This window comes from Bacteroides sp. AR29, assembly GCF_900217715.1.
In the GTDB taxonomy this organism is placed as follows: Bacteria; Bacteroidota; Bacteroidia; order Bacteroidales; family Bacteroidaceae; genus Bacteroides; species Bacteroides uniformis.
Genome location: NZ_OBMS01000023.1, coordinates 25,599 through 38,093, shown reverse-complemented (window position 1 = coordinate 38,093; position 12,495 = coordinate 25,599). Strand labels below are relative to the sequence as shown.

At 46.5% G+C, this 12,495-nt stretch carries 15 protein-coding genes; 11 read left to right on the top strand and 4 right to left on the bottom strand.

From position 1 onward, the window contains the following. Positions 1–32 precede the first annotated feature (32 nt). The 7 genes from rpsM (at position 33) to CSD97_RS14425 (ending at position 4,252) form a co-directional block, all read left to right on the top strand. Entirely contained in the window at positions 33–413 is a 381-nt protein-coding gene (gene rpsM, locus CSD97_RS14455) for a 30S ribosomal protein S13 (protein WP_004291218.1), read from the top strand. A gap of 11 nt (positions 414–424) precedes the next feature. After that, on the top strand, positions 425–814 hold the full coding sequence (rpsK, locus tag CSD97_RS14450) for a 30S ribosomal protein S11 (protein ID WP_002558049.1): 390 nt from the start codon (positions 425–427) through the stop codon (positions 812–814). A 117-nt stretch (positions 815–931) separates the two neighbouring features. Beyond that, the gene (gene rpsD, locus CSD97_RS14445; RefSeq protein WP_005825685.1) at positions 932–1,537 is read left to right on the top strand and encodes a 30S ribosomal protein S4; all 606 of its coding nucleotides are present in this window, start codon (positions 932–934) and stop codon (positions 1,535–1,537) included. A gap of 11 nt (positions 1,538–1,548) precedes the next feature. Next, entirely contained in the window at positions 1,549–2,541 is a 993-nt protein-coding gene (locus CSD97_RS14440) for a DNA-directed RNA polymerase subunit alpha (RefSeq protein WP_005825683.1), read from the top strand. Between the two features lie 3 nt (positions 2,542–2,544). Further along, positions 2,545–3,048, top strand: coding sequence for a 50S ribosomal protein L17 (rplQ, locus tag CSD97_RS14435; RefSeq protein WP_005825680.1), 504 nt, complete (start codon positions 2,545–2,547; stop codon positions 3,046–3,048). Between the two features lie 141 nt (positions 3,049–3,189). Next, positions 3,190–3,603 carry a hypothetical protein gene (locus CSD97_RS14430; protein ID WP_098032619.1) on the top strand — a complete coding sequence of 138 codons (414 nt, stop codon included), beginning with the start codon at positions 3,190–3,192 and terminating at the stop codon, positions 3,601–3,603. A gap of 109 nt (positions 3,604–3,712) precedes the next feature. Continuing rightward, positions 3,713–4,252, top strand: coding sequence for a hypothetical protein (locus CSD97_RS14425; RefSeq protein WP_005833536.1), 540 nt, complete (start codon positions 3,713–3,715; stop codon positions 4,250–4,252). A gap of 40 nt (positions 4,253–4,292) precedes the next feature. Here the strand turns inward: CSD97_RS14425 and CSD97_RS14420 are convergent, their stop codons facing one another. Continuing rightward, positions 4,293–6,191, bottom strand: a complete 1,899-nt coding sequence (locus CSD97_RS14420) for a MutS family DNA mismatch repair protein (protein ID WP_009037299.1) — start codon at positions 6,189–6,191, stop codon at positions 4,293–4,295. A gap of 126 nt (positions 6,192–6,317) precedes the next feature. Between CSD97_RS14420 and CSD97_RS14415 the strand changes: the two genes are divergently transcribed. Next, on the top strand, positions 6,318–6,962 hold the full coding sequence (locus CSD97_RS14415; RefSeq protein ID WP_034532588.1) for a DUF6563 family protein: 645 nt from the start codon (positions 6,318–6,320) through the stop codon (positions 6,960–6,962). An 11-nt stretch (positions 6,963–6,973) separates the two neighbouring features. Continuing rightward, positions 6,974–7,426, top strand: a complete 453-nt coding sequence (locus CSD97_RS14410) for a DUF6078 family protein (protein WP_009037297.1) — start codon at positions 6,974–6,976, stop codon at positions 7,424–7,426. Positions 7,427–7,677: 251 nt separating this feature from the next. Here CSD97_RS14410 and CSD97_RS14400 read toward each other — a convergent pair whose 3' ends face one another. Beyond that, positions 7,678–8,298 carry a lysine exporter LysO family protein gene (locus CSD97_RS14400; protein ID WP_005825665.1) on the bottom strand — a complete coding sequence of 207 codons (621 nt, stop codon included), beginning with the start codon at positions 8,296–8,298 and terminating at the stop codon, positions 7,678–7,680. Beyond that, a complete protein-coding gene (locus CSD97_RS14395; protein WP_005825664.1) occupies positions 8,295–8,573 on the bottom strand; it encodes a LysO family transporter in 279 nt (92 codons plus the stop codon). Before CSD97_RS14395 ends, CSD97_RS14400 begins: the two co-directional genes overlap by 4 nt. A gap of 432 nt (positions 8,574–9,005) precedes the next feature. Here CSD97_RS14395 and CSD97_RS14385 point away from each other — a divergent pair, with 432 nt between their 5' ends. Continuing rightward, entirely contained in the window at positions 9,006–9,356 is a 351-nt protein-coding gene (locus CSD97_RS14385) for a lipocalin family protein (protein WP_005833523.1), read from the top strand. 28 nt (positions 9,357–9,384) lie between these two features. On the opposite strand, the gene CSD97_RS14380 is transcribed toward CSD97_RS14385, so the two are convergent. Then, complete coding sequence (locus CSD97_RS14380) at positions 9,385–10,122, bottom strand: hypothetical protein (RefSeq protein ID WP_005833521.1); 738 nt, start codon at positions 10,120–10,122, stop codon at positions 9,385–9,387. 313 nt (positions 10,123–10,435) lie between these two features. On the opposite strand from CSD97_RS14380, the gene CSD97_RS14375 reads away from it, so the two are divergent. Continuing rightward, positions 10,436–12,418, top strand: a complete 1,983-nt coding sequence (locus tag CSD97_RS14375; RefSeq protein WP_098032618.1) for a urocanate hydratase — start codon at positions 10,436–10,438, stop codon at positions 12,416–12,418. Positions 12,419–12,495: the final 77 nt, after the last annotated feature.

The following is a 12,495-nucleotide window of genomic DNA, read 5'->3' as shown; positions in this document are numbered from 1 at the left end:
TTATTATTTTTGCAAAAAAAATAATTTAGTATATGGCTATAAGAATAGTTGGTGTCGATTTGCCTCAAAACAAGAGAGGTGAAGTTGCGTTGACCTATGTATATGGTATAGGTCGTAGTAGTTCAGCAAAAATTTTGGATAAAGCAGGTGTTGACAGAGACCTGAAAGTAAAAGACTGGACGGATGATCAGGCTGCCAAGATTCGTGAGATCATTGGTGCAGAGTATAAGGTTGAAGGTGATCTTCGTTCTGAAGTTCAATTGAACATTAAGCGTTTAATGGATATCGGTTGCTATCGTGGTGTTCGTCATCGTATTGGTCTTCCAGTAAGAGGTCAGAGCACAAAGAACAATGCCCGTACTCGTAAGGGTAGAAAGAAAACCGTTGCTAATAAGAAAAAAGCTACTAAATAATAATTGTTGATATGGCAAAAAAAACAGTTGCAGCAAAAAAGAGAAATGTGAAGGTTGATGCTAATGGACAGTTGCATGTTCATTCATCTTTTAACAACATTATTGTTTCTCTGGCAAACAGCGAAGGTCAGATCATTTCTTGGTCTTCTGCTGGAAAGATGGGTTTTAGAGGTTCAAAGAAGAACACTCCCTACGCAGCACAGATGGCTGCTCAAGATTGTGCTAAGATAGCATACGATCTTGGCTTGAGAAAGGTAAAAGCATATGTGAAGGGCCCGGGTAACGGACGTGAGTCTGCTATTAGAACTATCCACGGTGCAGGTATCGAGGTTACTGAAATCATTGACGTAACTCCGCTTCCGCACAACGGTTGTCGTCCTCCGAAAAGACGTAGAGTTTAAAATTTACCTTTAATAGAAGTGAGACTTGATTTTGTTATTGGATTGTAAACTTTCTCTCTGCAATCGCGGCTGCAACAAACCCAAGTTCATGAATAAACAATTAAATATTTAAAAGAAATGGCTAGATATACTGGACCAAAATCAAGAATAGCCCGTAAATTCGGTGAAGGTATCTTTGGAGCAGATAAAGTATTGTCAAAGAAGAACTATCCTCCCGGACAGCACGGTAATTCCAGAAAGAGAAAGACTTCTGAATACGGTGTTCAACTTCGTGAGAAACAGAAAGCCAAATATACTTATGGCGTTTTGGAAAAACAATTCCGCAACTTGTTTGAGAAGGCTGAGACTGCTAAAGGTATTACTGGTGAAATCCTTCTCCAATTGTTGGAAGGTCGCCTTGACAATATCGTATTCCGTTTGGGTATTGCTCCTACTCGCGCAGCTGCTCGTCAGTTGGTGAGCCACAAGCACATTACTGTAGACGGTGAGGTTGTGAATATTCCTTCTTATGCAGTGAAACCGGGTCAGGTGATCGGTGTTCGTGAAAGATCCAAATCATTGGAAGTTATCGCTAATTCACTGGCTGGCTTTAACCATAGCAAATATCCTTGGTTGGAATGGGATGATAACTCTAAGGTAGGCAAATTGCTGCATGTACCTGAAAGAGCAGACATTCCTGAAAACATTAAAGAGCATTTGATCGTAGAATTGTATTCTAAATAATAATTAATTTCATGGCGATATTAGCATTTCAAAAACCTGATAAAGTATTAATGTTGGAAGCGGACTCTAGATTCGGAAAATTCGAATTTCGTCCGTTGGAGCCCGGTTTCGGTATTACCGTGGGTAATGCACTGCGCCGCATCCTGCTTTCTTCATTGGAAGGTTTTGCTATCACTACTATCAAGATAGACGGTGTTGAGCATGAATTTTCCAGTGTTCCGGGGGCAAAAGAGGATGTTACTAACATTATCTTGAATCTGAAACAAGTGAGATTCAAGCAAGTAGTTGAAGAATTCGAGAGTGAGAAAGTAAGTATTACAGTCGAGAATTCAAGTGAATTTAAAGCAGGTGACATAGGTAAGTATTTGACTGGATTTGAAGTGTTAAATCCTGAATTAGTTATTTGTCATTTAGATTCAAAGTCGACTATGCAGATAGATATTACGATCAACAAAGGTCGTGGTTATGTTCCTGCTGACGAAAACCGCGAATATTGCACCGATGTGAACGTAATTCCTATCGATTCTATTTATACTCCGATACGTAATGTGAAGTATCAGGTAGAGAACTTCCGTGTAGAGCAGAAGACCGACTACGAGAAACTGGTACTTGAGATTACTACCGACGGTTCCATTCATCCGAAAGAAGCCCTGAAAGAAGCTGCAAAGATTCTGATTTATCACTTCATGCTTTTCTCTGACGAGAAGATCACGCTGGAAACAAATGATGTTGACGGCAATGAAGAGTTTGATGAAGAAGTATTGCACATGCGTCAGTTGCTGAAGACCAAGCTCGTTGATATGGATCTCTCTGTACGTGCCCTCAACTGTCTGAAGGCTGCAGATGTAGAGACTCTTGGTGACTTGGTACAATTCAACAAGACGGATTTGCTGAAATTCAGAAACTTCGGAAAGAAATCGCTTACCGAGCTTGATGATTTGCTGGAGAGTCTGAATCTGTCGTTTGGAACTGATATTTCTAAATATAAATTAGATAAAGAATAAAAAATGAGACATAATAAGAAATTCAACCATTTGGGTCGTACTGCCTCTCATAGAAACGCTATGTTGGCTAATATGGCGTGTTCTTTGATTAAGCACAAAAGAATCACTACGACCGTTGCAAAGGCTAAAGCTTTGAAGAAGTTTGTTGAGCCTTTGATTACAAAGGCTAAAGACGATACGACTAATTCCCGTCGTGTTGTATTTAGCAATTTGCAAGACAAGTATGCTGTAACTGAATTGTTTAAAGAAATCTCTGTGAAGATTGCTGATCGTCCGGGTGGTTACACTCGTATTATCAAGACTGGTAACCGTTTGGGTGACAACGCTGAAATGTGCTTCATTGAACTCGTTGACTACAACGAAAACATGGCTAAGGAAAAGGTTGCCAAGAAGGCTACTCGTACCCGCCGTTCAAAGAAAGCTGCTGCTACTGAAGCTACTCCTGCTGCAGAAACTGCTGCACCAGTTGCAGAAGCTCCTGCTGCTGAGGAAGCTAAAGCTGAATAATTCAACTATTCTTTTTATATATAGAAGCCGTTCCAATTTGTTTGGAGCGGCTTTTTATTTCCTATAAATCATCCAAGAAACATTAAAAGATGTGTGCATTAAACAAATTCCTGAAAGAAACTGTTATATTTGCACATAGATATGGCTAAATTCTTAAGATTCATAGGATTCATGGTGCTTGCATTGGCTTTATGGCAGACTGTAAGCGATACATTTGCCAATAAAGCGGTGAGTGGTGGGAATGTTGTGAGTGAGAATACTATTGCCGTACATGAGCAGACTGATGCCTATATTGCGATGCCTCAATTGCCTTATCTGCCGGATGCAGAGCTGGCGGGCATGGGTGGACAATTACATTCGCTGACGTACTCCCGTATACAGCGTATTTCTACCACGGAATATATATTTTCTTTAAAGGACTGGATTGACAAACTGGCCCAGCGAGCGGCTGTTTTGTCTCTGCATCGTGAGAAACTCTATGATGCCACTGCCTATTATCGTTGCCAGCCGGTGTGCGAATATTACATTTTCACACTAAGGCGTATTCTCATTTAGTGTTTTATTGAATCTTCCTTTTTCCCTTGTGTATGGTCAGACTATGTGTTTTTGCAGGGAAATACTGTATTTTCTATTTCTAATAAATTCATTAAAACATATTATAATTATGGCAACTCAAACTATTGACGCAACTCTTTTTGCGTCTTCACATCCCGATATTGTAAAGCGTACCAGTGTTTCAGGACTTATCTTTTCAGTAGCTATGCTGCTGGTCGGTGTTTTTATTTTTGCATCCATTTTTGAGATGAGTGATAAATCTTCTACTCTCAGCATGGCTTTGATGGTGCTGGGTACGGCATTCGTCTTGCTTGGCGTGTTCCGTCTGTTTTGGAAATCGAAGGAAGTGGTCTATTTGCCGACGGGCAGTGTGACCAAGGAACGCAGTGTTTTCTTCGATTTGAAATATTTGGGCAAACTTACAGATATGATTGAGAATGAACAGCTGAATGGCGAGACTGAAATAAAAAGTAGCGGCAGTGGAAATGTGCGCATGGATGTCATGATTTCGCAGGACAATAAATTTGCGGCTGTACAGTTGTATCAGTTTGTGCCTTACACGTATACTCCGGTAACTTCCGTACGCTACTATACGGGTAGCGATGCGGTTGCAGTATCTACTTTCCTGGAGAAATGTAAAACAGCATAATCAGTCAAAGAGTTAGACTTGACTTTAACTGTGGTGGGGATTAGTCGGCAACGGCAATCCCCATTTTTTTCATCAGGAAGCAGGCGTTCATATTCTGGGCGATGCCTGGGCGCAAGCGGTAGGAGAAGGTCAGTTCATTGTCTGTAATGTCTGCTTCGAAGCGATAGTTGCGGATGTCATCGGGGAAGAGGTCGATGAGTGTTCCCAGCAGCAGGTCGTGGGTGGCAATGATGCCATTGGCCTGCAAAGTCATGAATTGCTTGATAAGGGAAAAGGAGCCTTTCTGCTTGTCCATGGAGTTGGTACCTTTCAGAATTTCGTCGAGGATGATGAAAAGCTCCTCACCAGCCTGCAGCTTGTCTATGATGAGTTTCAGACGTTTGAGTTCGGCAAAGAAGTAGGACTCGTTGTCGTTCAGTGAATCCGAGGTACGCAGGCTAGTGATGAGCCGGGCCGGGCATATTTCCATTTGGCGGGCACAGACGGGGGCGCCGATGCAGGCAAGGAGGTAATTGATGCCCACCGTACGCAGATAGGTGCTTTTCCCTGCCATGTTGGCGCCGGTGACGATGATGAAAAACGGTCGTTTCACCATGTCGATGTCATTGCGGACACAGCGGTCACGGTTCATCAGCGGATGGCCCAGGGCTTCGGCACGGAGACGGAAGGAGGAAGGGGCATTGATGGGTGCTTCCGTTTCAGAATTGCTTTCTTCTTCTTTATTTAGGTTTCCTTTTCCCTTTCTTTCCGCTTGAACTATCTTTGGGTAAATATAGTCCGGATGATTATAGGCAAATGTTGCCAGTGAGTTGAGCGCATCCATTTGTCCGATGGCATCGAGCCACCCGGGCAGTTCAGCGGCATATTGCTCTTTCCAGGCTTCAATGCGCATGATTTGACGCAGTTCCCAGAAGAAGAGGCCGTTCAGAATGACGTACATAAAGACATTGTTGCGTTGGTCGAGTTCATCCATGAGCTTGTTCAGCCTGCTGATGGAGTGGGAGGCTTTCCGTTTTTCTCCGTCAATCTGTTGTCTTATCTCTTTGAGCAGGGTGGCTTGTGCAGGCTGCTTTTCCATGAGGTGGAGCAGGGCGGCGTAGGTGGAGAGAATTTGCAGTTTTTTGCCATAGATGGCCTGCATCTTGGTGACTTTGCCAGTGAAGCCGAAGCCGGCGATGACGAAGCAGGTCCAGATGATGCCGTAGATACTTGCGGACAGAATTCCTGCCATGACGAGTGCGAGGCAGATGAGGTTGGCTCCCGTCACCAGTACCGGCAGGAGGCGCAGTAATTTCCGGCTCCGGAAGATGCTCGGACTTTCCGCCCATTGGCACAGTTCTGTTTCATCGGCGGCTTTTCCTTTGTACAGCAGGCCGAGGATACGGAAGCGCTGACGGAATTTCAGTTCCGGAGCCAGTTCACTGACGGCTTCTTGTCGGCGGATGATTTCTTCCTTTCTCTCGAGATGTTTCCCCAGCCAGTGGGCGAGGCGGTGTTTCCCGGGCTGTGTGCAGGTACGGTTGATGTACTGGAAAAGGGAATGCGGACCGAAAACATCCAAATCATAGGTGTAGAGATGGGTGGGGTCGATGTATGCTTCGCCGTCATCGAAAGAAGACGTATCGTAATCCAGAGCGGCGAGTTCCTGCTCGTTGATTTCCATCTTCTTTTCCAGATAGTCCTTGCGATGGAACAGCCGGTTGTGGTATTTCATTAAAAATAGGAACGGCAGTAGGGTGATGAGGGCAATGCAGGCCAGTATACCCCAGCTCTCGCTCCAGAAATAGATAATTCCTACTACTCCTGCCACAAATAGCAGCAGGCGCAGGCTGCCGATGCGGTAAATCTTCTGTTGTACTTTATTCAGTTCTTGTCTTGCCTCTTCTGCCGTGTTGCGGTAGACGGCGCTGATTTTATCTATCGTATTTATTTGCTCCATACATGTTAAGTTTAAGGCAAAGATATACATTTCCAATTGTTTTTTCCGCGATTTTTTGTCTACTTCCGATAAAAAATGTACCTTTCGCTCACTAAAACAAAGTTTCAGAAAAGAGGAGGTTGGGATATGAAGAAGAGTTGGTTGTTAGGCGTTCTGATGTTGCTGGCGGTTTTGCCGGTGGGGGCGCAACAGGTAATGTATTCCAATCTGAAAGAGTTGGTGGAGAACCGTGGCGATACGGTTACCACACTGAAGATTGAGAAGCGTACAAAGAACCAGATTTACCTCATGGGCGGTGCCGATTATCGTATTACGGTAGACGACAATCCCGGTCTTTGCCGTTATTTGAAGTCCCGTTGTTATGCTGTACGGGTAGATACCTCGCTTTATGTCAATTGCCGTAAGATGCGCTATAAGCGTTATCGCTTCGGGCAGTGGTATGCACCTGCCATGTGGCTCGGCGGCAAGGTTTACTTCTGTGCACAGCCTGTGGGACAAGCAGCCACCAGTACCATGACTCCCGATGATGCCACACGATTGGGCGGTGAAGTGGGAGACGCCATCAATGCTTCGGGACTGGTGCATGCCCGCGTCTATTACGAACTGAATCCCGAAACCGGAAAGTCCGAGTTCGTGGGACGTGAGCGAATGATGCAATTGCTTGCCGGATACCCGACACTGCACGCCGAATTCGAGAAAGAAACAAGCGAGTCGGCAGAGGTCATCGGCAAGTATCTGCGTGCACTCCGTCCATTAATCACTAATCATTAATCATTAATAAGATGATATTATTGCAAGACGTGCCCGATGGGTACGAATACTGCTTTGCGGGTAACGGAAAGTGCCCCAAAGCCTCTTCCTGCCTGCGGGCGATAGCGGCACAACTGTTGTCCGAGAGTGAAGGCCCCCAGCCACAGTCCGTTCGTGCGGTGAATCCTTTTTATGTCGGCAGCTTGTCCGGGTCCTCCACTTGTGCCCGTTACCGCTCCAGCGAGCAGCTGCATTATGCCCGCGGTATGACACGCCTTTTCGACGAAGTACCCACCAAGCTGCTTTTCACCGTGCGCCATCGCGTGATGGGATGCTTCTCTTGCGAACGCTATTACTATCATTGCCGCAAGGGCGAGCGCCCTATCTCTCCCGAAGAACAGCAGCGGATAGCCCGGGTATTCAATGCGGTAGGCATAGGCACCAAGCCTAAGTTCGACCACTACGAGTATGCGGTAGCTTGGTGACCGGCTGCAAAGTCACTGCACACCTTTTGCAGCGTCACTGCACACCTTTTGCAGCGTCACTGCAAACCCGTTGCAGTCGCGCTGCAAAGCAGTTGCAGTATCACTGCAAATAGGTATGCAGTGATGCTGCAAACGGTATGCAGTGGCACTGCAAAATGCATGCACTCACTTTGCAGTGAGAAGTCGCTGTTGTTCACGTTGTTACAGTATGAATACAATGAGGCCTTATCTCCCTCTTTTCGGCCTGCTGTTTACAGATTGCAGAAGAAGGATACGAATACCGGTACACTCATATCAATTAATATTCCGTGGAATATAGCGATAGGAATCACGTCCTTTCCGGAATATTGGGTGATGGAGGGTAGAAGTACATCCATCGAATTGACCCCTGCCGCCGATATAGGTGCCAGTTTGCCGAAATATTTCCGGATGAGCGGTGCACCCAGCAAAGCCATCATTTCACGGAAGATATTGGCAAGCAGGGCGATGGTGCCCAGCTCCGTGGCGAGTTGCAGGCCTATGGAAGGTTCCTTGAATTGCGTAATCAGAATGGAGGAAAGCGAATAATAAGCAAATCCGCTACCCACCGCCATGCAGTCGAACACACTCCATTGGCTCAACAGCAGACTGGCGAAGGCGGAGAACAACAGCGTTCCCACAATGGTGGCCATCGGCACCAAAAGCATTTTGGGCCGCAGGCTCTTGACCAGCTCCTTCAGTTTCTTGTTGCTCCCGATGCCGATGCCCACCTGGAACATCAATGCATAGAGCACATACATGGATAAGTCGTGCAGGTCGAACTGAAAATCATTGGCTACTCCCATCAGGCAGCCGGCACAGAAAAATGCAACAACCGTCAAACTTCCCTTCATCTCTTCTCTCCTTTCTTGAAAAATAGGTGAAACACCATCAGTGAGGCCAGCATGCTGCCTGTAATGCTCAGTGAGGCCAGTACGGCGGCCTGCCACCCGAATCTTCCCAGATTGTCAACAATCAGACGGTTGGAGCCGATGGATACACCGAGTACAAAGAGCAGCAGTAAGATGGTGAGCGAGGCGCTTTTCTCCACTTTTTGCAACATTTGTACGTTACGCATCAGGTATCCGATACCGATTCCTATAAACATGATAGATATAATTGTAAACATAAGTTTTCTTCTTCTTTTTGGTGAATACATAGGTTAGTCCGGTTTTTCCGAATGGAAACCCCATACACGGCATTTCTCCCTCCTTTTCTCGGTAAGGGAAGTGCAAAATAGTAAAATGTAAATTGCAGGGTAGTTAAATGAATCCGCTGAACCAATGTACGTGCACTATGAAATGGCCGCATAAGGTCTTGTTGCCCCATGCAGCATTGCGCGTATTGTATGTTGTAGTTAAAGACTGGTTCATATCGTTTTTTGAATTTCGGTACAAAGGTAATGCTAGCTTGAATAATTTCCAAATAAATATTCACAATTTGTTTTGTGAAAAGACTCTTCAATATATGGAAGCTCCCGTAAAAACATTATTTTGCAGGAACATAGAGGAAATACAAGAGTTCCTTTGTTTAGAAATATAGTTTTAGAAAGAAAAGAGACATGAAAAGATTGAGAGATTTAACTGCTGTTCTTGGCATGGTTGCTTTGACTGCTTGCAACAATGCCTCCATTGAAGGCTCCTGGGTGGAGCCGGTTCCGGGAATGCCCGGCATGCAACAAGGTTTCGTTCTTGATGGGGACGGAAGCGCCTCTTCCATTAACATGGCCACCTTGAAATATGAGGCATGGAAAAAAGTAGGAAACCGGTTGTTACTTTCAGGTACCAGCATCGGCAATCACCAGAATATTTCTTTCACGGATACGCTGACAATAGAAAAACTGACGCAGGACAGCTTGATTCTCAAAAGAGGAGAGTTGCTCTTGAGGTATGCCAAAACCAACGTAGACTGAATAAAGAAAAAAAATACTTTGATTTTGGCTACTTAGTTCCTGCGCTGGGTTTCAAGAAGTCGTTCCGGCTCATTTTTCTCAGATGCTTCTCCTTGCTTCCGTCATCAATGACGAGGGTCAGCGAATCGCTCCATTGTTGGAGAGAAGATAGGGAAGAAATATCGCATGACACGGTGCGGAAGTGATGGCTTGTTTTTGTCCATCCGTCGGGAATGCGCGGATTGTAGCAAAGTTGCAGTCTGAGCGTGTCCGGTTCCTGCTTGGTTGCGTCGTATACCAGATTCACTTCTCCGTCGTGGATTTCGCCGTTTATGTGGTTGAAGGTGGAGAATCCTGCCTGTAAATCCACATAGCCGTAAGAGGCATAATCTATAGACAATGATTGGGGAATGGCACAATTTTCATTGCCGGTGATGTGTCCGGCATCTGCTTCCTCCCGGGTGAGGGGATGGACTGTTTCGTATGCCTCTATCGTATAGACCTGCGCATTGTCGATATATTTCATGCCATTGGTAGAGGTGGTCCGGTCGTCTTCTGTGTAGTAAAAGTTGAAGTAACCCCGTTCCTTGCCGGCAAGTTCCTTGCTGTGCGAAACAACCAGACCGGCATAGTGTCTCTGGTAGCAGTAGAAACCGTTTTCTGCATCTCCCACGATGGTGGCCACGTTGGCAAATCCTCTGGAACCGTCGTCTTTCATAAGGTCTGTGCAACCTGAACAGCTAAGCATGCCGATTGTCAGGATGATACTTGATAGTAAGTTTTTCATAGCTATATGTTTTGGGATTTTAATGATTTTATCTCGTCTTCTTCTGGAAGAGTTTCACAAATATAGAGATTATTTTGATAAGATGTAGTGTGTGGAGACGAAAAACATCTGGAATGTTTGCAGGTTTTGGGTAATCTCTGGTGAAAGCGTTGTAACAAACAGCGAGTGTGTCGGGCGAAGTGCCGTGGTGGATTTCTGACTAAAAGATAAATAATCCAGATATTTCATTGCGAATGTCGGGATTTATTTCTATATTGCGGCAAATATAACCCTTGTGGGCTGACACTTTGTAAATCCTTAATCTTTATAGGACATGGAGATAACCTTAAGTAAAACATTGCCTTCCTATCCTTCCTTTGTCGAGGGTATCCGGCGGGCACCCGACCGTGGCTACACCCTTACCCCTGCGCAGACGGCTACGGCATTGAAGAACGCTTTGCGCTACATCCCCAAAGAGTTGCACGAAACCCTCGCTCCGGAGTTCATGGAAGAGTTGCGTACACGTGGACGTATCTACGGCTACCGCTACCGCCCGCAGGGCGACCTCAAAGCGAAACCCATCGACGAGTACAAAGGGAACTGTATTGAAGGCAAGGCCTTCCAGGTGATGATTGACAATAATCTTTGTTTCGACATCGCCCTTTATCCGTATGAATTAGTTACCTATGGTGAGACGGGACAGGTCTGTCAGAACTGGATGCAATACCGGCTCATCAAGCAGTACCTCGAAGTGTTGACGCGCGAACAGACACTGGTCATCGAAAGCGGGCATCCGTTGGGGCTTTTCAAGTCCAAGCCCGAGGCGCCCCGTGTCATCATTACCAATGCGTTGATGGTGGGGCTCTATGATAATCAGAAGGACTGGCACACCGCTATACAGATGGGCGTTGCCAACTACGGGCAGATGACTGCCGGCGGCTGGATGTACATCGGTCCGCAGGGCATCGTGCACGGCACGTTCAACACGTTGCTGAATGCAGGCCGTCTGAAACTGGGCATTCCGCAGGACGGCGATTTGCGCGGACGCTTGTTTGTTTCTTCCGGTCTGGGAGGCATGAGCGGTGCGCAGCCCAAAGCTGCCGAGATGGCAGGGGCGGCGGCAATCATTGCCGAGGTGGATGCTTCCCGCATCGAAACCCGCCATACCCAGGGCTGGGTGGGACACGTTACAGATTCTCTGGAAGAAGCCTTCTCGCTGGCTCGACAAGCCATGGACGAGTGTCGCCCGGTTTCTGTGGCCTATCACGGCAATGTCGTCGATTTGCTGGAATATGCGGTGCAGAAGCAGTTGCACATAGATTTACTTTCCGACCAGACTTCCTGCCATGCCACCTATGAGGGCGGTTACTGTCCTGCCGGACTGACGTTTGAGCAGCGTACCCATATGCTGCACGAGAATCCGTCGAAATTCCGGTGTCTGGTGGATGCTTCCTTGGAGCGTCATTTTAAGGCTATAAAAAGGCTGGTGGAACACGGCACGTACTTCTTCGATTATGGGAACTCCTTCATGAAAGCCGTCTACGATGCCGGCGTGAGCGAAATTGCTCGGGACGGAGATGATAAGAACGGCTTCATCTTTCCCAGCTATGTGGAAGACATAATGGGACCGGAACTGTTTGATTATGGTTATGGTCCGTTCCGCTGGGTGTGCCTCAGTGGAAAACATGAAGACTTGGTGAAGACCGACCGTGCGGCGATGGAATGTATCGACCCTACACGTCGCGGGCAAGATTTGGATAACTATAATTGGATTCGTGATGCGGAGAAAAACAACTTGGTGGTAGGCACGCAGGCTCGTATTCTTTATCAGGATGCCGTGGGACGTATGAATATAGCTTTGCGCTTCAATGAAATGGTGCGTAAGGGAGAGGTCGGCCCCATTATGTTGGGACGCGACCATCACGATGTCAGCGGTACAGACTCTCCATTCCGTGAAACATCCAATATCAAGGACGGCAGTAATGTCATGGCAGATATGGCGGTGCAGTGTTTTGCTGGAAACTGTGCGCGTGGCATGAGCTTGGTGGCCTTGCACAATGGAGGTGGCGTAGGTATCGGAAAAGCCATCAACGGCGGTTTCGGCATGGTGTGCGACGGCAGTGACCGGGTAGACGAAATCCTGCGTTCCGCTATGTTGTGGGATGTGATGGGTGGTGTGGCCCGCCGTTCGTGGGCACGCAATCCGCATGCCATGGAGACGAGCGAGGAGTTTAACCGTACGCATGCAGACGGCTATCATATCACGATGCCGTATGTGGCTGATGAGAAGTTGGTGCAGAAAGTGGTGAAGGAGTAAGTAAAGTGATGATTTCATTTTTTAGACGCGGATAACGCGGATTTTTTCTTTCAAAAGAATCCCGACGTCTCTGTATT